At 46.6% G+C, this 21,965-nt stretch carries 22 protein-coding genes; 16 read left to right on the forward strand and 6 right to left on the reverse strand.

Going from position 1 to position 21,965, the window contains the following annotated elements; all coding sequences use genetic code 11:
* The first annotated feature begins 15 nt into the window (after nt 1-15).
* Nucleotides 16-582: a PepSY domain-containing protein gene (locus BM124_RS04625; RefSeq protein ID WP_093335613.1), complete on the forward strand. Its 567-nt coding sequence runs from the start codon at nt 16-18 to the stop codon at nt 580-582.
* Nucleotides 583-672: 90 nt separating this feature from the next.
* Entirely contained in the window at nt 673-1,260 is a 588-nt protein-coding gene (locus BM124_RS04630) for a PepSY domain-containing protein (RefSeq protein WP_093335615.1), read from the forward strand.
* 128 nt (nt 1,261-1,388) lie between these two features.
* On the opposite strand, the gene BM124_RS04635 is transcribed toward BM124_RS04630, so the two are convergent.
* From BM124_RS04635 to BM124_RS04645, 3 genes are all read right to left on the reverse strand, one after another.
* Nucleotides 1,389-2,678 (reverse strand): oligosaccharide MFS transporter, encoded by a 1,290-nt coding sequence (locus tag BM124_RS04635; protein ID WP_093335617.1) that lies wholly within the window; start codon nt 2,676-2,678, stop codon nt 1,389-1,391.
* Nucleotides 2,671-3,672: a glycoside hydrolase family 43 protein gene (locus BM124_RS04640; protein ID WP_093335619.1), complete on the reverse strand. Its 1,002-nt coding sequence runs from the start codon at nt 3,670-3,672 to the stop codon at nt 2,671-2,673. The genes BM124_RS04635 and BM124_RS04640 overlap by 8 nt, the downstream gene beginning before the upstream one ends.
* 204 nt (nt 3,673-3,876) lie before the next feature.
* Nucleotides 3,877-5,496, reverse strand: a complete 1,620-nt coding sequence (locus tag BM124_RS04645) for a xylulokinase (RefSeq protein ID WP_093335621.1) — start codon at nt 5,494-5,496, stop codon at nt 3,877-3,879.
* 258 nt (nt 5,497-5,754) lie between these two features.
* Between BM124_RS04645 and BM124_RS04650 the strand changes: the two genes are divergently transcribed.
* The 5 genes from BM124_RS04650 (at nt 5,755) to BM124_RS04670 (ending at nt 9,972) form a co-directional block, all read left to right on the forward strand.
* On the forward strand, nt 5,755-6,867 hold the full coding sequence (locus tag BM124_RS04650; protein ID WP_093335892.1) for a GntR family transcriptional regulator: 1,113 nt from the start codon (nt 5,755-5,757) through the stop codon (nt 6,865-6,867).
* Nucleotides 6,868-6,890: 23 nt separating this feature from the next.
* Entirely contained in the window at nt 6,891-7,274 is a 384-nt protein-coding gene (locus BM124_RS04655) for a VOC family protein (RefSeq protein ID WP_093335623.1), read from the forward strand.
* A gap of 222 nt (nt 7,275-7,496) precedes the next feature.
* On the forward strand, nt 7,497-8,450 hold the full coding sequence (locus BM124_RS04660) for an aldo/keto reductase (protein WP_093335624.1): 954 nt from the start codon (nt 7,497-7,499) through the stop codon (nt 8,448-8,450).
* Nucleotides 8,451-8,933: 483 nt separating this feature from the next.
* On the forward strand, nt 8,934-9,332 hold the full coding sequence (locus BM124_RS04665; RefSeq protein WP_425288551.1) for a PadR family transcriptional regulator: 399 nt from the start codon (nt 8,934-8,936) through the stop codon (nt 9,330-9,332).
* Nucleotides 9,316-9,972 carry a permease prefix domain 1-containing protein gene (locus tag BM124_RS04670; protein WP_212634934.1) on the forward strand — a complete coding sequence of 219 codons (657 nt, stop codon included), beginning with the start codon at nt 9,316-9,318 and terminating at the stop codon, nt 9,970-9,972. Before BM124_RS04665 ends, BM124_RS04670 begins: the two co-directional genes overlap by 17 nt.
* A 156-nt stretch (nt 9,973-10,128) precedes the next feature.
* Here the strand turns inward: BM124_RS04670 and BM124_RS04675 are convergent, their stop codons facing one another.
* Genes BM124_RS04675 through BM124_RS04685 form a run of 3 tightly spaced genes read right to left on the reverse strand, consistent with a single transcriptional unit; the run spans nt 10,129 to nt 13,823 of the window.
* Nucleotides 10,129-12,042: a glucose PTS transporter subunit IIA gene (locus BM124_RS04675; RefSeq protein WP_093335630.1), complete on the reverse strand. Its 1,914-nt coding sequence runs from the start codon at nt 12,040-12,042 to the stop codon at nt 10,129-10,131.
* Nucleotides 12,035-12,961, reverse strand: a complete 927-nt coding sequence (murQ, locus tag BM124_RS04680; RefSeq protein WP_093335632.1) for an N-acetylmuramic acid 6-phosphate etherase — start codon at nt 12,959-12,961, stop codon at nt 12,035-12,037. Before murQ ends, BM124_RS04675 begins: the two co-directional genes overlap by 8 nt.
* On the reverse strand, nt 12,924-13,823 hold the full coding sequence (locus BM124_RS04685) for a MurR/RpiR family transcriptional regulator (protein WP_342028596.1): 900 nt from the start codon (nt 13,821-13,823) through the stop codon (nt 12,924-12,926). Before BM124_RS04685 ends, murQ begins: the two co-directional genes overlap by 38 nt.
* 241 nt (nt 13,824-14,064) lie before the next feature.
* Here BM124_RS04685 and BM124_RS04690 point away from each other — a divergent pair, with 241 nt between their 5' ends.
* The 9 genes from BM124_RS04690 (at nt 14,065) to BM124_RS19470 (ending at nt 21,890) form a co-directional block, all read left to right on the forward strand.
* The gene (locus BM124_RS04690; RefSeq protein ID WP_093335636.1) at nt 14,065-14,523 is read left to right on the forward strand and encodes a helix-turn-helix transcriptional regulator; all 459 of its coding nucleotides are present in this window, start codon (nt 14,065-14,067) and stop codon (nt 14,521-14,523) included.
* 23 nt (nt 14,524-14,546) lie between these two features.
* Nucleotides 14,547-15,701, forward strand: coding sequence for a PstS family phosphate ABC transporter substrate-binding protein (locus BM124_RS04695; RefSeq protein WP_093335638.1), 1,155 nt, complete (start codon nt 14,547-14,549; stop codon nt 15,699-15,701).
* Nucleotides 15,702-16,027: 326 nt separating this feature from the next.
* Nucleotides 16,028-17,734: a choline dehydrogenase gene (betA, locus tag BM124_RS04700; protein ID WP_093335640.1), complete on the forward strand. Its 1,707-nt coding sequence runs from the start codon at nt 16,028-16,030 to the stop codon at nt 17,732-17,734.
* Between the two features lie 301 nt (nt 17,735-18,035).
* Nucleotides 18,036-18,710, forward strand: coding sequence for an RraA family protein (locus BM124_RS04705; RefSeq protein WP_093335641.1), 675 nt, complete (start codon nt 18,036-18,038; stop codon nt 18,708-18,710).
* A gap of 27 nt (nt 18,711-18,737) precedes the next feature.
* Nucleotides 18,738-19,610 carry a DUF1932 domain-containing protein gene (locus BM124_RS04710; protein WP_093335643.1) on the forward strand — a complete coding sequence of 291 codons (873 nt, stop codon included), beginning with the start codon at nt 18,738-18,740 and terminating at the stop codon, nt 19,608-19,610.
* Between the two features lie 24 nt (nt 19,611-19,634).
* Nucleotides 19,635-20,975, forward strand: a complete 1,341-nt coding sequence (locus BM124_RS04715; protein ID WP_093335644.1) for a TRAP transporter large permease subunit — start codon at nt 19,635-19,637, stop codon at nt 20,973-20,975.
* Between the two features lie 13 nt (nt 20,976-20,988).
* A complete protein-coding gene (locus BM124_RS04720) occupies nt 20,989-21,216 on the forward strand; it encodes a hypothetical protein (protein WP_093335646.1) in 228 nt (75 codons plus the stop codon).
* 427 nt (nt 21,217-21,643) lie between these two features.
* On the forward strand, nt 21,644-21,793 hold the full coding sequence (locus BM124_RS19665; RefSeq protein WP_093335648.1) for an RraA family protein: 150 nt from the start codon (nt 21,644-21,646) through the stop codon (nt 21,791-21,793).
* Complete coding sequence (locus BM124_RS19470; RefSeq protein WP_280139710.1) at nt 21,762-21,890, forward strand: hypothetical protein; 129 nt, start codon at nt 21,762-21,764, stop codon at nt 21,888-21,890. Before BM124_RS19665 ends, BM124_RS19470 begins: the two co-directional genes overlap by 32 nt.
* Nucleotides 21,891-21,965 lie beyond the last annotated feature (75 nt).

The following is a 21,965-nucleotide window of genomic DNA, read 5'->3' on the forward strand; positions in this document are numbered from 1 at the left end:
TAGAGGTGAAAAAACATGAAATATACGATATCCATCGCTCTTGTGACGGTTTTTCTCGTTTTAGCCGGTTGGCAGGGTTTCCGGCTGTGGGGTGGAGAGGAAAGGGTGTCCGCAGAGGATGTACGGCAGAAAGTAGAAGAGCAGTACAGTGGAAGCATCACGGGCATCCGGCGTGAGGGGAACCAGTACCTGGTTTCTTTATCGAAGGAAACCGGGAAGTATGAGCTCGAGGTTTCCCGAGAGGATGGGAACGTCCTCCGGATGGAGCAGACCCAGGCCGCCCCCTCTGAAGATAACACGGCCGGAACATCCAGCCAATCTCAATCACCGGAAACGCAGGAGGCGCAGGAAACTCCGGAAAAACCGGAAACATCCAAAAAAACCCCGGAACCCATGACGAAGGAGCAGGCAGAAACGATTGCGTTGGAACGTGTATCCGGCACTGTGGATGATATTGAACGAGAGTCTTCGGAAAGCGGCTCTTTCTTTTTAGTTGAAATAGAAAGAGAAGATGAAAGAGAAGCGACGGTGCAGGTAAACAGCATCACCGGAGAGATCATGTCTGTCACGTGGGATGACTGACATTCTTATCAGATTCTCATTTTTCTTTCCATGAATTCTCATCTTGATTGGTTAAGCTGTAGATAGATTCAATCAAAGGAGGAAAAAAGAATGAAGAAGAAGTGGATCGTAAGCAGTGTCGCGGGCGCGGTTGTTGTAGGCAGCACGTTTGGTGTGAGCGCGATGGCAGACAGCGGGGATGACTGGAACGGGCAGAAGGCGGAGCTTTCCGTGAGTGAAGCGGAAGCCGCGGCGAAAGAGAAGGTGCAGGGACTGACAGTGGATCATATAGAAAAAGACGAAGATGACGGTCGTTTCCTTTACGAAGTGGACGGGACGGACGCGGATGGCAGAGACATGGATCTTGATATCGATGCCAACTCCGGAAAAGTGATCAGAACCGAGCACGATGACAACGATGACGATGATGACAATAACAGTCAGGTGAGCATTTCAGAAAAACAGGCAGTGGAAGCTGCTAAAGCAGAAGGCGCAGGGAATGTAACGGAAGTGGATCTGGACGATGGCTACTATGAAGTGCAGATGGAAGACGGCAGCACGGAGTACGAAATTATAGTGAGCGGCCAGTCCGGTAAAGTGGTGGAAACCGAGCAGGACCGCGATGACAACGACGACGATGATGATGACGACAACGATGATGACGATGATGACGATGATGAGGACAGTGATGATGATTAAATCACTGTGATAAACAATTGGAGCATCATTCAATAATGATTCGGGCGATAGTACGGGATGCAGCACGTAAGCATTCCGCACCATCGTCCGGTAACTTTTATCTTATAGTGATGCTGTTTTAAATTTTTTTAAGAATAGTTCAGCCCTTCCACCGCAGAATATGACGGCGGTGTGGATTTTTTGTCGCTTCTCATTAATAGTCCACCTGGGATGACGAGGGCCAGAACGATAATGGACATAATAATATACGCGTTCTGGAATCCAAGACTGGTATAAAGACTTCCCATAAAAACAGAAAAGAAGGCGACACCAAGCTGTTTTGCCACGTTAAATCCTAACATATAGACTGTCGCGGAAAGGCGCACATCAAACACATTCACAATGTACTTCATAATCGAGACAAGCATAAGAGGCATCTCGATAGCCGCGAGCAGCTTCCAGAGTGCAAGCAGTGCCGGCGTAGTGGATAAAGCGGTTCCAATAACCCGTACGAATAAAATGAGCCCGTACAGAATCAGTCCGTTTTTCGCTCCGATTTTGTTAATAAACCAGGGAGCAAGAACCATAAAGCCGGCTTCCATAAATATCTGCACCGAGGCTAATCTGCTGAAAATGGATTCTCCGTTTGCTTCATCAGGGAAGAAACTGACAAAGTAGTTGGGGAACTGTTGATCAAAAACATCATACAGGCTGGCACTTCCGATAATTAGAAGACAGAGTCCCCAGAAACTTCTTTTCTTAAAAACACTCAGAATACTGTCTTTATTCACGTGGGATCCTTCGTCTTTTTTCGTATCTTCGCTGCCGGTATCAACTGGTTCATTTTCTTTTCGCTGGGAATCCAATTTTCTAACGTTTACCATCAAAAGCAGAATGCCAAGCAGAATGCCGGAGATGGTACATACCCAGAAAACACTGAATGGTTCTCGTACAAACATAATACCGCCGATAAAGGCAAACGCCCCGCCTGCAAGAGATCCAAATAAGCGGGCATGGCCGTATTCAAAATTACTGGCGCGGCTCGATCTTTCTGTATACGCTTCTACAACACCGACACCGCTGTATAAACACAGGCTTAAGAAAGCCCCGCCGGCTATACTGCCGAAAACAACGTTGAATTGAAGGAGTGGGATGAACGCAAATTCAAAATAAGGTCCAATCATCAATAAACACAAAACAACAAAGGCAAATAAATGTCTTCTGAGTCCCAGTTTATCCTGAATAACCCCGTAAACCGGTTCCAAAAATATGGCCACAACAGACATCGTGGAAAACACGATGCCTGCTTCCGCTGTACTTAGATTTGCCTGGTCATTTAACCACAGCGGCAGAAACGTGATGATGAGTGTCCAGACGGTAAAATAGAAAAAGTTAATACCGCCGAAATTCCAAAAGGTGCTGTTTTTTAAACTATTCATATTCATCCTCTTTCGTTAAAATCTTGGTTGTATCAGGGGTCCATCTGTCATCCGCAGCGGGAACGCCGAAATGCGGTGTACCGTCTTCCTTCCACGTAATAACCTGTGCACGAGCATGACGGTTTGGGTCATACAATGGGTCGCCCTCGATTTTTGTATAATTCCGGGCATGGTAAATCAAAATGTCGGTATTTCCGTCTTCGGATACGGTGAAGCTGTTATGCCCCGGTCCGTATTGTTGATTAGGTGTATAACTTTCAAAGACCGGCTCCTGACGTTTCGTCCAGGAATCCGGGTTCAAAAGATCCGCATCTGTATCTGCTGTCAGCATGCCCATGCAGTAATCAATGCCTGTAGCACTTGCCGAGTATGTAATGAAAACCTTCCCGTTTCTAATCAAAACGGCAGGGCCTTCATTCACCCAGAATCCTTTGATTTCCCACGACAATTCAGGTTTGGTGAGCAGAACGGGAGGCCCCGCTAATGTCCACGGATTCTCCATCTCAGCGATATAAATATTGGAGTGGCCGGTAATATCCAGGTCCTGCTGCGACCAGACGTAATACTGCACGCCGTTGTGTTCGAACGTGGTGGCATCAAGGGCAAACGTGGACCAGCCTGGATCTATCTGTCCCTTTTCCTTCCACTCTCCTTCGATAGGATTGTCCGATTCATTTTCCAGCACATACATCCGGTGATTGAACGTGTCATCTACGATTTTGTCGTCCGGAGAAGCGGCATAGTAGATGTACCATTTTCCATTTATCCGGTGAAGTTCAGGAGCCCAGATCAGATCACTCTGCGGTCCCTCGCTGTGTTTACGCCAAACGGTGTGTTCTTCGGCATCATACAAGTCAGAGAGATGCTGCGCGCGTCTTATAATAATCCGGTCATACGCCGGATGGGAGCCGGTAAAGTAATAAAATCCGTCCCTGTGTTTATAAACAAACGGGTCTGCTCTCTGTAATACGATGGGGTTTTGGATAGTTTCCATAACAATCACTCCTCTTATAAAGTAAATAGTTCGAATGCACCATCATAAGCGGTTTCCTGCTATGCGGAAAATACCACTTGTTGATTATAAAAACCAATTATTGTACATTTTCTTAAATTGTACGTACAAGTTGAACAGAAAAACAGCAGGGCAGATGGCTGACGATCTTGGCTCTGCCCTGAAACGGGAGTTCCTTTTTTCCAGTTAATGGTTCTGGTTATCCGGGGCCAGATGATCAACAGCCGTCTGTTCGATGATAAGGCCGTTCTTGTACCGCTCAATAAATGTTTCGAAGCCTTCGACATCACGGTGATCGGGATAAATCTCCTGCCTGCCGATATCTTTAAATACTTTTTCATCCAGAAAATCTTCCAGGCGTTCCTCTTTCTCTTTGCTCTTCATATAGGAAGCAAGGATGGCTATTCCCCACGCTCCGCCTTCACCGGCTGTTTCCATAACGGAAACGGGAGCATTGATAGCAGCGGCAACGATTTTCTGTCCGACAACCGGCGTCTTAAATAACCCGCCGTGCGCGAACATGTTATCAATGGTCACCTGTTCTTCTTTTGTTAAGAGATCCATGCCGATTTTGAGTGCCCCAAATGCAGAAAACAGGTGGGTGCGCATGAAGTTGGCGAGATTAAATGTACTTTCAGGTGAACGGGCAAACAACGGCCGGCCGCTTTCCAGCCCTGTGATATTTTCCCCGGAGAAATAGCCGTAACTGAGGAGACCGCCCCCGTCCGGATCCGCTTCCAGCGCTTTGGTGAGCATCACGGAGAACAACTTGTCGGAATCCACAACTTGTCCCATGGCATCTGAAAATTCCCGGAACAATCCGAGCCAGGCGTCCAAATCACTGGAACAGTTATTGGCGTGAACCATGGCAACCGGGCTTCCATTCGGTGTTGTAACCAGATCAATTTCCGGGTGTATGCTGGATAAATCCTGCTCCAGCACAATCATGGCAAAGACAGAAGTCCCTACAGAGACGTTGCCGATACGTTTTCTGACACTGTTTGTCGCAACCATCCCGGTTCCGGCATCACCTTCGGGCGGACAGAACGGAATGCCTGGCTGCAGGTTCTGGGACTGGTCGAGGATTTTAACCCCGGCACCGGTTAATGTTCCTGCCTTTTCGCCTGCATCCAAGACCTTAGGGAGAATATCCTTTAGTTTCCAGGGATACTCTTTTGACGCAGTTCGTTCATCGAACTGATCGACCATGGACTGTTTATAGTCCAGGGTGGTTTCATCGAGTGGAAACATGCCGGAAGCATCACCGGTTCCAATCACCTGGTTACCGGTAAGCAGCCAGTGGATGTATCCGCTTAACGTCGTAATATGATCGATACGGGACACGTGCTGTTCGTCATTCAAGACGGCCTGATAAAGGTGGGCGATACTCCAGCGTTCCGGAATATTATGCTGAAATAAATCCGTTAACTCTTCAGCGGCTTGACTCGTCGTGGTATTACGCCAGGTCCGAAACGGTACGAGCAGCTCGCCCGTATGATCAAAAGGCATATATCCGTGCATCATGGCGGATATTCCGATGGATCCAATCGTGCGTATCGTTATCCCGTACGTGCTTTCCACCTTCTGTTTCATATCGCTGTAGGCTTCCTGCAGGCCGGTAATCATATCCACTTGATTATACGTCCAGAATCCATGTTCCAGCCGGTTTTCCCACTCATGACTGCCGGAGGCGATTGTTTCAAAATGGTCATCCATAAGTACTGCCTTAATACGTGTTGAACCGAACTCAATACCGAGGGACGTTTCGCCGTCTGTAATGGCCTGTTTAACATCTGAGTGATTCATTTTGCGTATTCCTCCTCTCTGATAACGATTTCAATTATACACAAAAAATAAAGGCGATGTTTGCAGGTGGTTATATATCAATTTCAATAAATTTCGACTACAGTGTATTTTATGTTCGTACATTTGTCAATACTATAATAATTTGTACGTACAAATTATCATAAAACCTCCCTTCATTACGTTTTCATTCATGCAGAGCCGTGATAGAATATGCCCATCAAGAGCGAAGAGAGAAATCTTCAGGAAAGCAGGGATGACATGAAGCCGAAATATCAAATGATTATGGATGATATAAAAAGCAGTATTTTTTCCGGGGATTATGCACAGGATAAAAAAATCCCAACGGAGTCTACTCTGCAGAGCCGGTATGAAGTCAGCCGGCAGACGGTTCGGAAAGCGATTGCGGAACTGTCGAATGAAGGATTTCTGAGGACGGAAAAAGGATCCGGTACGTATGTCATAAACCAGCACCCATCCATTCACCCATCCAGAGCCGGTAAAAAAACCATCTGTGTGATCACCACCTACATCTCCGATTATATTTTCCCTTCCATCATCCGCGGTATTGAAAGCAGATTAAACGATGACGGTTTCTCCCTGCTGCTCGCCAGCACAAACAATAACGTGGAGCAGGAAAAAGATGCGCTGGAAACGATGCTTTCGTTTGGGGTGGACGGTCTGATTATTGAACCGACAAAGAGTAATCTATATAACCCGAATATCGCCTACTACATGTCGTTCAAAGAGCAGGATGTTCCCATTATTATGATTAATGCGTATTATGATGAATTGGACGTTCCGTTTCTATGTCTGGACGACGTGCAGTCGGGCTATCTTGCCACGGGGGAATTGATTTCAAAAGGCCATGCCGGGATCGGCCTCATCGCCAAAATGGATGATCTGCAGGGAAAATATAGAATGAGAGGATTTATTCAAGCGATAGGAGAAGCCAGGCTGGAATTTAAGCCGGAACATATATTGTCCTATACGACAGAATCAAAGTCAGAGCTGTATACGGATATAAAAGAGTTCCTGATGCAAAATAAAGACGATTTGACCGGTGTTGTCTGCTACAATGATGAAGTAGGACTTGAAGTCGCGAATGTATGCAGGGAGCTTGGTATGGCGATTCCGGATGAGCTGTCCATTATCGGCCAGGACAACTCTTATATTGCCAAAAACGCAAACATCCACCTTTCCACGCTCACCCATCCCCAGGAGCAGATGGGGCGTGACGCAGCGGACTGGGTTATTAAAAAATTACAGGGAGCGAGAAACCTGCCGAACGAAACATATTATCAGCCGGTGCTGGTACCTGGCGAAACGATAAAAGAATTCGAAGATCAATACGGTGGAACCATATCATCCTAGGATAGAGGAAAGGGGGAAAGTTGATGAAAATTGTAGTGACGAGTGTTTTTGTGGAAGATCAGGAGAGAGCGGCACACTTTTACGGGGAGAAGCTTGGTTTTGTGAAAAAACATGATATGCCGGCAGGCGGCGCCCGCTGGCTGACATTTGTCTCGCCGGAGGATACGGAAGGTACGGAACTGCTGCTTGAACCAAACGGACATCCCGCTGCGAAGGAATACCAGCAGAAGTTGTTCGCGGACAATATACCGGCCACAATGTTCGGTGTGGCTGACATTTGGCAGGAGTACCGGCGGCTGAAGGAGCTCGGCGTGAGATTTACGTTGGAGCCCACCGATATGGACGGAGTCACTATCGCTGTGTTCGATGACACATGCGGCAATTTGATTCAGATGGTGGAGCAGTAAAAATAGTATGTTTCGGGGAATCGCCCGAAAGAGGAAGGATTTCGCTCGATTTCGACAAATTTTCGCCCGCAATGGACACCATTTCGCTCGTAGTCACCCCATTTTCGCCCGCAGCAGGAAACGCACCGACTGCAGATAAACGTTTTGAGCACTTATTTTGAGGAAATACAGACTGAAGTGATACGTTAGCCATTCACGCGAAACACGAAAGGAGCGTCACTTATGGCACAGACACCATTAACGAAAGAAAATATTCCATCCATCGCACTCGGTACATGGTCGTGGGGGACAGGCTCCAACAGCGGCGAAGACATTTTCGGCAATCATCTTACAGAAGAAGATCTGCGGCCTGTCTTTGATAAAGCTGTAGACGCCGGTTTCACCCTTTGGGACACAGCTGCGGTGTACGGCATGGGGAATGCTGAAACGATTCTCGGCCGCTTTATGCAGGGCCGCCGGGATCTTTTTCTGTCGACGAAATTCACGCCTGGTATGAGCGTGGAACCAGTGGAAAAGGCGCTCGACACGACACTGGAACGCCTTGATATCGATCATACGGACATTTACTGGATCCACAATCCAACCGATGTAGATCGTTGGACGAAAGAGCTGATTCCGTTGATGAAAAACGGTAAAATCAAGCACGCCGGCGTATCCAACCACAATCTCGAAGAAGTGAAACAGGCGGCGTCGATTCTTGAAGCAGAAGGCTTGAGACTATCTGCGGTGCAGAACCATTACAGTCTGTTGTACCGTTCGTCGGAAGATGCCGGCATTATCGACTGGTGCCGCGACAACGATGTCGTGTTCTTTTCTTATATGGTACTGGAGCAGGGCGCGTTGTCCGGCAAATTTGATGCAAATAATCCGATGCAGCCCGGCACAAGACGCGGCGATGCTTTCAACGCCGAAGTTATGGGACAGCTGGATGACCTGCTTCAACTCTTGAAAAAGAAAGCTGAAACACATAACGTAAAAACAGCTGAGATTGCGATGGCCTGGGCCATTGCCAAAGGCACCGTACCGATTGTCGGTGTGACAAAACCACATCACGTGGACGGCGCTGCCTCCGCTGCAGGCGTGACATTGTCCGACCAGGAAATCAGCGAACTCGAAGAAACCGCTGCAGCTTCCGGTGTCGACATTAAAGGTGGATGGGAAAAAAGAATGGATTAAAACACCCTGGTTATGACAAAACCCCGGCTGCTTAAGCAGCCGGGGTTTTATTTCTTATCTATCATACCTCTACCGGCAGCTAAATCTTACTTTTTCTGCATCCAAGGCAGAAAGTAAGGCTTAGACGTCGTTTTAACGTCACAATCATAATCAGAAACAGAAAAAGGGCGGCATAGGATGCGTTTAATCCTTACAATGTACTCTGATTCCCCGTAATGTGATGCAAAAAGTCCGCATGGTTCTCGTTATATTTCCACTCCTTCTTCTCCTTCTTCTGGTTCTTCAGTCCACCTTATATAATCTGTCAATTTTAAATGTCCTCTGTCTTTCTTTTCCTTTTTCAAAAATTTACCTTTCGCTTTCCTCCCTTCATATTACCAGGAAGAAATGAATTGAAAAATTTTCTACTAGCAAAATGACGAGTATATTCTGCGGATTTTTCTTAATTATTATTTCAAACAAATTACTTTGACAGAAACGGTAATGTGTTATATACTGCAATCTGTAGGAGGTGAAAAAACATTGGGCAAGAAAATTTCGAATGACTTGATTCGCGGGCATACCGATACAATCGTGCTCAACATCCTGCATCAGCAAGATAGTTACGGTTATGAGATTTATAAAACCATTTTTGAAATGAGTGATGGGCAATATGAATTGAAAGAAGCTACGCTTTATACTGCCTTTCGCCGTCTTGAAAAAGAAGGATGCATTGCTTCTTATTGGGGAGATGAAAGCCAGGGAGGCCGTCGCAAATATTATCAGATTACAAATGAAGGAAAAGAGAGGTTTCATCAAAACAAAAAAGAATGGGCGTTTGCAAAAGAAATATTAAATAAATTAATTGAAGGGAGAAATGATGCGAATGAAGCGTCAAATTGATCTGGATAAAAAAATCAAAGCTTTCATCGACCGGGAGTTTTCCGGAATAGGAACAAGCCAGCAGCTTTATGAACTGAAAGAAGAATTAACCGTCAACCTAAAAGAAAGAGCACGAGATTTAGAAAAAGAAGGAAAGTCAGAAGGCACAGCCCTTCAAGAGGCGATTCAGTCGATAGGTGATTTGAGCGGCCTGAAAGAAGATATGCGTCAAATTGGGGAAGATCAATCAAAAAGAGATGTGTACACATCCATGGTATCGAGGATCTCAACCGCAGGACTCATTGTTGGAATATTAGTCATGGTCTTCGGAGGTCTAACGACAACTATGTTGTATTTCATGGGACTTCCGGGTGAAGCAGTGACAGGACCAGCTATCTTCATCGTAGGCGGCGGAATGTTATTCACATACAGTCTGCTCACGAGAGAAACAGCAACTCGATACGCGATGATCAAAGGCCGCGCATTGCTTTATACCCTGGCCATTGGTATTATCCTTTTCAGCATTTTTATCGCTTGCACGTCCGGATTGGCCACTGGGGAAACCTTTATTGCTATCAGTTCGTTCATAATCTTTTTCCTTGTTGGACTGGGTTTATGGCTGGGGCTAATATTTACTACAAAGACAAGTAGAAAAAAATAAATTGGCAAAAACCGAAAACCAGAAAGTGGAAATGAAGAGGACGGGGGTTAGTTACCCCCCCTCCTACTCAATCAGGCAGGAAAAAATAACATGCCGGCCTTTCTTCTTTTACACTCGACTATACCGGCACCCCTGCGCCAACATGAGACTTGAATCTCATTTGACCGTAAATAATTTATCGCCGGCTTCTATTTGTTTATGATTGACCGTGGCAATTTCGGTGTAGTCGTCCGAATTGGTTATAACAATGGGGGAGATCCGTTCAAAGCCTTTGCCGGCGATGGCCTCCATATCAAAGGTGCATAAAAGCCGGCCTTTTTTCACTTCTTCTCCTTTGGTGACGTTCACCTCGAATACGTTGTCTTTTATTTCAACAGTGTCCAGCCCCAGATGCAATAATAATTCCATTCCATTATCCATTGTGATCCCAATAGCATGGCCGGTAGGAAAGACAGTCGTCACTTTGCCGTCGGCTGGAGCATATAATTTTCCTTCGCTTGGGAAAATGGCAATTCCCCTGCCTACTGATTCTGTGGCAAAGACTTCATCGCTTAATTCGTTTAACGGGCGCAGTTCTCCGGATAAAGGGCTGCTGATAATGATTTCTTCCTGCTGTGCGGGTGCCTTCGTTTTTTCTGCTTTCTCCGTTTCTTTACCGTAAAGTTTTTCGACCATTTCTTCTTTATAACCAAACAGATAAGTCAGGATAAATCCGCCGGCGTAAGAAATGAGAAGACCGATAATATATAGTAAATACTTATTGTCTGCAATCAGTGGAATCAGGACGACTCCGGAGGGACCGACGGTAATGGCACCTACACTGAAAAGTGATAAGAAGGCACCACCGAATCCAGCACCAAGACAAGCTGTGATGAATGGGCGACCAAGCGGGAGACTGACGCCGTAAATAAGCGGTTCACCGATCCCAAGAAAACCTACGGGCAGAACACTTGCGACTGTGTTTTTCAAACGCTTGTTTTCCGCTTTGATATAAATAGCAATCATAGCACCAACTTGACCGCCGCCTGCCATGGCAAGTATTGGAAGAAGTGTGGTGGAGCCATATTGATTAATGAGCTCCAGGTGTACAGGAATCAAGCCCTGATGCATTCCGACAGTAACTAGCGGCAGGAACGTTGCGGCAAGGACGTATCCGCCTAAAATGCCGCCTGTCTGGAGCATGATATCAACTAGGAACCACGTAATGCCGTCCATCAGCAAGCCTGCAAGGGGCTGGATGATTACAATGGTTATAAGAGATCCGACCATTACGGTGATCAGTGGCGTGAAAACAAGATCCAGGCTGTCTGCCATTCGTTTGCGGGTGAATTTTTCAATTTGTGTGAACAGGTAAGCGGCAGCAATAACACCGAGCAGGCCGCCGAGACCTGAACTGAGATTCAAGTCTATCCCAAATAAACTTAAGGAGCCGACGTCTCCTAACACAGGGGCGTAAATAAGCAGTCCTGCGATACCACCGAGAACCATCGTACCGCCGAATTCTCTTGCAGTGTTTATACCGACAAATACACCAAGAGAACCAAATAAGAGATTGCCGATAGCACTTAGCAGCATAAACCAGTCCGTCTCAAGAACCGAAGGATCCAGCATTCCTGCATCGGGGTTGGCCAGGTTGGTTATAAGATTTGCGATTCCAAGCATTAAACCCGAGGCGACAAGTCCGGGGACGATGGGAACGAAAATATTACCAATGTGTCTGAATAATTGCTGAAACATAGATGTTTGTTTAGCTTTATAAGATGCTTTTGTATCAGATGCCATGTCAAATTCGCTGTTGTCCTCTTCTTCCTCGACATCAACGGAAATGGTAGTGTTCTCATGGATTTCGTTGGCCACCTTTGTTACTTTACCAGGACCTAAAACGATTTGAATGGTACCTTGGTCGATAACACTTAAGATCCCTTCTAGTTGTTTAAGCGCTTCCAAATCCACATTACTGCGTGATTTAAGATCAATCCGCAGCCTTGTTATACAATTGGTAAGATTGCTGATATTGTTTTCGCCGCCAAGGTTTTCGACAATCAACTGTGCCAACTTTTGGTTATCCAAAGGTTTCACCATCCTTATCAGTAGCTATTTTGATAGATTCGCGCACAAATCCATCTGCCTGTTCAAGATAATGCTTGGCTTGTTCGTAACTGCACTGTCCTTTAATCATAATAATTGCGGCCTTTGGATTTTGATGAGATTTTTCCAAATAAGCTGAAGCAGTGTCATACTCGACTTCGGCTGCCAGGGAAATAATATTTTTAGCCCGCTCGATCAGTTTTTGGTTCGTTAATTGAACATCGACCATCAAGTTTTTATATACTTTACCGATGCCAATCATGGCACTGGTCGAAATCATGTTTACCGCCAGTTTCTGGGCCGTTCCTGCTTTTAGTCGGGTGGATCCTGTCAAAATCTCAGGTCCGACTTCAATTTCGATGGGGGTGTCGGCATATCGGCTGCAGAGGGCATTTTTGTTACAGCTAATGGAGGCCGTGCGGGCACCAATCTTGCTGCTGTATTCCAAACCACCGATGACATAGGGGGTTTGACCACTGGCTGCCAGCCCAATGACCATGTCCTTTTCTGTTAAATGCAGGTCTCTCAAATCTGTTTTGGCAAGTTGAGGATCATCTTCCGCCCCTTCAACTGCTTTCATGATAGCGTCTTTTCCGCCGGCAATGAGTCCCCGGACTTTATCAGGGTCTGTGCCGAATGTCGGAGGGCACTCTACTGCATCAAGAATACCCAGACGTCCGCTTGTACCGGCTCCAATATAGATAAGCCTGCCACCTTTTGTGAAAGAGTCAATGACCATTGACACTGCTTCTTCGATTTGAATAATTTCTTTGTTTACAGATTTGGTAACGCTTTCATCTTCTTGATTCATGATCTGTAATATGTCATGGGTGCTCATCTCATCCAAGTTCATGGTTTTATCATTACGTTCTTCGGTTGTACTTGTTGCTGCTTTGCACATTTCGTGGTTCCTCCCTCTGGCTTTGGTGGATAATGTCGTACGTTTGATTTAAATGGGCTAGGGAACGATCGTAATCTTCGTAAGCACAGGCGGTGTAAAGCATGTCAATCACATTTAACGAAGCAATCCGGGAGGACATGGCAGCACTGCGGAATTCATCCTCCTGAGCGGCAACAAATAATACAGCGTCAGCTATTTCACTTAATTCGGAATCTGCATATTTCGTAATTGCAATCACTTTTGCGCCTTTTGATTGGGCAATTTTCACACAATTATTCACTTGTTTGGTTTCCCCGGAATAAGAGATGGCAACAGCCACATCCTCTTGGTTCAAATTCACAGCCGACACTTTTTGCATGTGAAAATCATTGTAAGCGGTACAGGTTTTATTGATGCGCATGAACTTTTGAATCGCGTCATAAGCAATTAAAAAGCTGGAACCTACACCATAGAAGTCAATTTTCTTTGCCTGGATCAGATGATTATAGGCTGTTTCAAATTGATCTTTTTGTATCAACTGCAGGGAACTGTACAGAGATTGCATATTTGTATTGGTGATAACCGACATCATTTTATCAATGGAGTCCCCAGGTGCCAGTGTTTCCTGTTCCAGATCGTGTAAGTTATTGACGGCCAGATCGCCGGATAATTTTAATTTAAAATCCTTGAATCCATTGTATCCGAGAGTGTGACAAAAGCGCATAACCGCTGAAGGACTGGCATAACTTGCCTCCGCAAGCTGTTTAACAGTCATGGATACAGCCTTTTCCGGATTTTCTGAAATAAAGGACGCTACAGCTCCTTCTGACGGTTTAACGTGGTTGAATGATTCTCTTATTTTGTAAAGAACCCCTTCCAGTATGAATCCCTCCCTTAGCTATCAACATCAGTACTTTCCATGTCATAGTACCCCCTTCTGGTATGAAAAATCAATTTTGTGACTAATGTTGGTATATGATTTCAAATTTTGAAACGAAACTGTTCCTGCCTGTTACAAGTGGAGTACTGTGAAATACGTGCGAACGAAACTTTTTTAACAGTAAGATTTAAAAAATTAAACGAAAAGTGTATAATTACACTAAAAGTGAAAAAGGAGACTTCGGATGGATCAGCAGAAAGCTATTGCTCTTATTTCGGACAAAATAAAACTGATAAGGACAGAACAGGACTATACCCAGGACAGAATGGCGGAAATTCTGGGCATTTCAAAGAAAACACTTGTTCAGATAGAAAAAGGCAGAACGACCGCAAATTGGACCACCGTAGCAGCGGTATGCGGGTTGTTCAATCACAGTGAAGTACTGCTGTCGCTTCTGGGTGATGACCCGGTAGAGTTTATTCAATTGGTTGGTTTCCAAAATGATGAAGCACCAAAGGCTAAAACAATGGGAGGAACCGTATGGTGGAAGGAGATTACGAGAGAAGACACTTACCGCCTGCAGCAAAATGTAATCAGTAATCATTACCGGATCCTGGACGACGAGAATTACAGGCGGTACAGCACATTTCATAAGGAAGACGCCGAAAAGCGCTTAGATGAACTGAAGAATCAGGATTCCTGATAGTAGGAAAGGGGAGACAGAAAGTGGCCAAACGAATAGTTGGAATGCTCGCTTTTACTATTATTTTTGGCTTGGTGGGTGCCATAGCAGTATTTTTTTCCTTGCTCATTTTTCCCCAGAGCGGCTACATATATGTCGGCATTACCGCTGCTGCGATATTAATATCAGGGGACTTATGGATACTGGGAGTATTCTCCCGTGTATCGGCACGTATGAAGGTTCTTATTCCGCTGCTTCTGCTTGTTGTACCTACTGCCGGTTATGCCGGGTACGATGCTTATATGAGTCATATTGAAATCCAGCGTGCGGAGATAGATTTAACAGCATACGAACCGTTTCATGAAAATACAAAAGCAGCTTCGCTTGATGGAACGTCTAACTATACGATAGAAGAGAATCTCCCTGCTTTGGACGGAGCTACCGCGTTATATCCGGTGTATGCGGCCTTTGCTCGTGCCGTCTATCCAAAAGATTCCTATCCCCACGGCAGCACGCAGCGCAGTGAAGTGGTTGTCTCCAAAACAAACGGAGCCTACCGCCGTCTGGCGGACGGCGAGGTGGATATGATCTTTGCAGCGGGGCCGTCTGATAAGCAGGAGGAAAAGCTTGGACCGGAGAAAAAACAGATTCCTATAGGAAAAGAAGCGTTTGTCTTTTTTGTCCATAAAAGCAATCCGGTTGACAGCTTGACGGTGGAAGAGCTGCGGCAGATCTATGCCGGAAACATCACGAACTGGGAAGAAGTGGGCGGACGCGACCAGAATATAATAGCTTTTCAACGGCCGGAAGGAAGCGGCAGTCAGACAGGGCTTCAAAATATGATGGGACAAACACCGATTATGGATCCGCCTGCCGATCAGCAGGTCAGCGGTATGGGCGGGATTGTGGAGAAAACGTCCGATTACCGGAATCACCGCAATGCAATTGGTTTTTCCTACCGCTATTTCGCCACCGAGATGGTAGAAAACAATGGCGTGAAGCTTTTAAAAGTGAACAATGTGAAACCGGAAGAGACATCCATCCAGCAGGATCGATATCCATTAACGAGCGAATTTTATGCGATTACGAACGGATCCGACAACCCCCGCCTCGACGCCTTTATTACATGGATACTGTTGGATCAGGGACAATCTTTGATTGAAAAAACAGGTTATGTGCCGATTAAGGAAGAAGATTAATAATAAAACTATTTCAAGCGGGATTTTCTTTGCGCCGGCCGCTGCCTGCCATTATGTCTTCCGTCTCCTCTTATCCCCCTCCACTCATGTAACACTCAGTCTTCGCATGATTCTTGTTACATTTCCATTCGTGCTTACCCTTTTTCTGATTCTTCCCCCCTCCTTCTAGAATCTATTGAATTTAAATCCTCTATGATCTCCCTTTACAAAAGAAACATACCATGATAAATTAATTGTGTTAAAAACGTTAAATAAAAATTTAACAAAACAATTTTCTTAAGATACGGATGCAGCTTCAAATTTTTGATCCCAAGGGGGTATCTATGATGAGCGAACGTTATGATTATGTTGTGATTGGAGGCGGCAGTGCGGGTTCTGTTCTTGCCAGCCGTCTAAGTGAAGATGGGAAAAACAGTGTCCTTGTTCTGGAAGCAGGACGCAGTGATTATCCGTGGGACCTGTTGATTCAGATGCCGGCAGCCTTGCCTTTTCCCGCCGGCAAACCGTTTTATGACTGGAAGTACGAATCGGACCCTGAACCTTACATGGATGGTCGGCGTGTGAAGCATGCCCGCGGAAAAGTTTTGGGTGGTTCAAGCTCCATTAACGGGATGATTTACCAACGCGGCAATCCTCTGGACTATGAACGCTGGGGCTCGGACCCGGGTATGGAGACATGGGACTTCGCGCATTGTCTTCCTTATTTCAAGCGGCTCGAAAATGCGCTTGCAGCGGATAAAGATGATGAATACCGCGGCCATGACGGTCCGGTGAAACTGGAACGCGGCCCGGCCAAAAATCCTTTATTCCAGGCCTTTTTTGATGCAGCTGTCGACGCCGGTTACTCGCGGATACCTGATGTGAATGGTTTCCGCCAGGAAGGTTTCGCACCGTTTGATAAACATGTGTACAAAGGCAGACGGATGTCCGTGTCACGTGCGTACCTGCGTCCGGTCATGAAACGGCAGAATCTCACAGTGAAGACGCGAGCGTTTGTGAAAAGCATTGATTTCAACGGCACAAAGGCGGACAGCATCACCTATAAGCGGAACGGAAAGACGCATCAAGTCTCTGCCGGAGAAGTCATTCTTGCCGGAGGGGCCATCAATACGCCGCAGCTGCTGCAGCTGTCCGGGGTAGGGGATGCCGGGCATCTGCGTTCTGTCGGCGTGGAACCGGTGGTTGATCTTCCGGGGGTCGGCGAAAACCTTCAGGATCACCTCGAAGCCTACATTCAATACAGCTGCCCAAGACCTGTTTCCGAGCAGCCTAATCTAAAGAAAACACGGATGCCGTGGATCGGTCTGCAGTGGCTGTTCGGCCGCAAAGGACCGGCGGCAACCAACCATTTTGAAGGCGGCGGGTTTGTCCGTTCGAACGAAGATGTTCCCTACCCGAACCTGATGTATCACTTCCTGCCGGTAGCGGTACGTTATGACGGCCAGCAGGCGGAAACCGATCACGGATTCCAGGTACACGTCGGCCCGATGTTCTCCGATGCGCGCGGGTCCTTGAAGATTCGTTCGAATGATCCGAAAGAGCATCCGAGCATGGTCTACAACTACCTTTCCACTGATCAGGACCGCCGCGAATGGTTGGAAGCCGTACGTGTGACACGCGACATTATGGCTCAGCCGTCGATCGCTCCCTATAATTCAGGAGAAATTTCACCCGGAACTTCCGTGCAGACAGAGGAGGAGATTCTGGAGTGGGTGAAAGAAGATGCGGAAACGGCACTCCATCCGTCATGCACCGCGAAAATGGGGCCGGCGTCCGACCCCATGGCTGTCGTAGATCCGGAAACGATGAAGGTTCACGGGCTCGACAATGTCCGGGTCGTCGATGCGTCCGCAATGCCTTACATCACAAACGGCAATATCCATGCTCCTGTGCTGATGCTGGCGGAAAAAGCAGCAGACCTTATCCGCGGCCGTGATCCGCTCGAGCCGGACCATGCCGATTTCTACCGCCACGGTGTACACGAACCCGATGCAGGAATTAACAAAAAGCAAAAAGTGAAGAAATCAAAATAACACACTTCGTAAGAGGGGACTGTATCAAAAGGTACAGCTCCTTTTTTTTTTGAAAGAGCAGCGCAGCGGTGTGATCCGAGCGAAAGGAAGGTAGAAACAAGCGAAATATTGTAGATTACAGGCGGACCGTTGTTGAATACGAGCGAAATCTATCAAACCGATAACAATAATAAAAAAGAGAATCCATCTTTTATAGAACAAATGTAAGGCTTTACAAATAAAGCAGAACTTGATATGTTTACAATGTCATAAAAATTACTACATTTAATATTAAAGTAATAATTATTACGGAGTGATGATGATGAACCGAGAACTGTCCGAACGACAAAATCCGATAATTGAAAGGTTGAAATCTGCAGGGTCATCGTCTGTTTTTGCGGATGTGATGGGTGTCCAGCAGGGAATGGATTTTAAAATGAAACCTGTAAATTACAAAGAACCGCTGGCAGGTCAGGTACGGACAGTATCTGCTGCCCCGGGAGACAATTTATTTTTACATCATGCCATTTATGCTTCAACCCCCGGCGATATTCTTGTTGTCGACGGCAAAGGGTATACCCAATCCGCCTGTCTGGGCGAACTCATGGCCGGCGCCGCTCAGAAACTCGGCATTAAGGGTATCGTTGTAGACGGTCTCGTTCGTGATCAACGGGAACTCCGGGACATGGATATTCAGGTTTACGCAAAAGGATTCATTCCCGTAGGTCCCAGCAAAGACGGACCGGGTTCTTTTGATGAGACTATTACCTGCGGCGGCACTGTCGTCTCCTCGTATGACTATGTGATAGGGGATGAAGACGGCGTAGTTGTGATACCGGCTTCCATCATCGAGAGTACGCTCGATGAAGCAGAGAAAAAACTGGAGTATGAAAAGGCCCGCATGCAGAAAATCGACGCCCATTCTCCGGAGAATAACGATAGACGCGCCATTGCTCCTTCTTGGCTGGAAGAAAAAATGAAACAGTATGATTTGTAACACCGGAGCAAAAAGGAGAAGGATAACATGAATATCGGTTTTATTGGTTTCGGTGAAGTAGGATATGAGATGTCCAAAGGATTCAACAGCGGGGATACCCACCATATCTTCGTCTATGATCCGCTGTATGAAAAACAGGAAACCATGGACCGGGCCGAAAAAGCCCTGGTATCGCTTTACAGCAATCCCGCCCTCGTCGCCCAGGAAAACCTGGATGTTTTGTTTGTTGCCGTGCCGGCACCTTTTGCGGAGGAGGCCTGGCAGGCTGTGCTGCCGTATGCAGCCGGGAATACGTTTTATGTGGACCTTTCCACAGCAGGTGCTGAAACAAAGCAGAAGGTGAACTCAAAGATGGAAGAAAAGGGGATCGAAACGTTTTTGGATGGAGCCATCATGGGGCCATTGAAACAAAGCAGACATGAGGTGCCCATCAAGATCAGCGGCGGGGAAGCCGGGGCTTTTGTGGAATGGAGCCGTCCGTTGGGTATGAACGCGACGTCCGTCAGCAGCGTCCCCGGAGATGCAACCAATATTAAGTTTATCCGCAGCATTTTCACCAAAGGCTTATCCACCCTTCTCCATGAAGTGATGGAAATCGCGGAGAAGATTAATCTTGAAGACACCATGCTGGCATCCATCAGTCAGACGATGAATAAAGAACCGTTTGAAGATATCATGAACCGCCTGATAACCGGCAATGTGCAGCATGCAGAGCGGCGGGTCAAAGAAATGGAAAATGTGATCGACCTTATCCAGTCTTACGACCAGCAGCCCCTCATGACAGAAGCCACGCGGAATAAACTACAGGCGCTGACAGAGGAGAACCTGAAAGACTATTTCAACGGCGAAGCGCCGAAAGACTGGAAATCTGTTGTGAAGGCGGTAAACCACAGGGAGTAATCCGCCAAAGAAGGAGGGACTCAAATGGGCATCATTGCCCTGATTATTTTTGTAAGCGTATTAGTGATATGGAGTGTGAAATTAAAACGAAATCTTGGAGAAGCCGCCCTCGTCGGATTTCTGCTGATTGTCCCTTTGGGCGGAGCAGACGCGCCGTCTCTGTTTCTGCAGGGATTATCGTTTGCCTCCACCTTCTCTGTGTTGTACGCGGCCATTGCCTTTGTGTTTATGGCCTATGTGATTGATAAGTTCGGCATTGTCGAGCGGCTGCTTACTATATTGAATGCTTTTGTCGGAAAACTTCCCGGCGCTCCGGCTTTGATGGACGTCATTGGTTCCTCTGTATTAGGAACACTGTCGGGAGGAGACTCTGGAAACACCGCGGCGACAGGGTCTATTACAGGACCATGGATGCTGCGCACCAAGTGGGAAAGAGACCGAGCTGCTATTGTCATGGTAGGAAACGGCGGTATGGCGTCTTCTCTTCCGCCGACCACGTCGATGTTTATTGTTCTCGGCTTTGCACCGGTGGCGGCAGCTGTCACGACCGGCGAATACTTTCTGGCTCTTTTGGCAGCTGGTGCCTACCAGTTTATACACCGTTTAATTTTAATAGGATACTTTGTTAAAAAGCAAAATATAAAAGCGGTTCCACCCGAGTCTCTGCAGTCTATCGGCTCCTCTGTTAAGGCAGGATGGACGTCCTTGTTGATTTATCTGGGGGCGGTGATTCCGCTCGCTCTGACAATCGGGCCGGTTTCCGACTGGATCAGCAATTCGCCGTCTCTTGGACAGGAAGCGTTAGACAGTATCGATATTGTCATGTGGATTCCGACACTGATGATTATCCTGGCTTTTCTTATATCGAGGCCGTCCATCCCCGGATCCATGAAGGAGTTTTCTGCATTCATTCAAGGGGCGGTACCGCGTTTTACCGTTATCGGGGCGTTGATCTTTTTTGCGGTGGCCGCCAGTGAAGTCTTAACCCGTCTCGGATTGTCGGATAATATTGCCCGGCTGATAGAAGCGGCAAACACACCAGGCTGGTTGACTGTTCTTATTCTCGGTATCGGCATTGCCGCTATCGCCGGTCCGTTGACATCGACGGGCACCCTGACAGCCGTTGGACTCGTTTCCTATGAAATCCTCGTCTCCGCCGGCTACGATCCGCTGACATCCGCTGTTGTTGTCATGACTTTCGCGTCAACGTCCGCGCAGATGCCGCCGGCCTCCGGCTCGATCTATATCGCATCAGGTATCGTCGGAGCCAGACCGGAACGATTATTCGGGACGCTTCTCATTTATTACGTACTACCGGTTATAGGTATTGGATGGCTCATTGCTATGGGCATACTACCCGTCTAAGGAAGGTGTTATGATGCAGAAAGTACTGGAACGATTGTTCACCCTCAGTTTAGTGGCATCCCTGACGTTTGCCGCGCTTATGATTCTACTGCAGGTCATTGGTCTGGTTGTGGGGAGCGGCTCATTGATGGTACAGAGCAGCGAGTGGCTGACACAACCGACTATCATCCTGTCAGCGGTTTTTTCCGGAACTGCATTTATTCTGGGATATTTCCCGGCATATCGGGAAAATAAAAAGTAAAACGATTGCGGTTCATGGTACAGCAACTTCTTTGCTTGTTTGAAGATGATATAGAATGATGCTCTTATTTTGCAGCCATGGTGAAGATAATCGGAATAGACACAATTTTGTAAGCGCTTAAATTTATGTTTTACAAGGCACGAATCCGATGATATTATTAATGTAATAAATACTACAAATTTTAAAAAGTAGTAATATTTATTACTTAAAAAGGGGGGATAAGCAGGACTATGTGCCGCCATACCAGAGCATGTCACCCAACAAGCGCGGAAATTGTACACTACGATGCTTGCTGATTTGATGGCGAACAAAGCCGCCATCATTTCTGTATCAAAACTGTTTGCGACGATATGAGCGTTGCAGGTACGGCACAGACCGTCAGTCTTTATCCGGGTGATAAACGGAAAACGTCTATCTCGGGGATTTAATGACATGTGCAGTGGAAGCAACGGAGATAAATGGCATCGTTGTCGATGGGTTGGTAAGAGATAAGCAGAAGTTACAAGATCTGCGGTTTACTGTATTTTCGAAAGGGTTCACCTCCGATGGTCCTCATAAAACGGCCCAGGGGAAGTGAATACAACTATTTCCTGCGGCGGGGTCACGATGCAGCCGGGATGGTCGTTCTTGCTGGAGACGGTATAGAAGAAAACCCCGACCACGCGGAAAACTAGCTGAAATTTGAAGAATATAGAATTCGAAATATTTCGTCTTCAGAAAAGGGGCTTCTACTTTGTCAGATATGAAAC

Source organism: Salibacterium halotolerans, from assembly GCF_900115625.1.
In the GTDB taxonomy this organism is placed as follows: Bacteria; Bacillota; Bacilli; order Bacillales; family Marinococcaceae; genus Salibacterium; species Salibacterium halotolerans.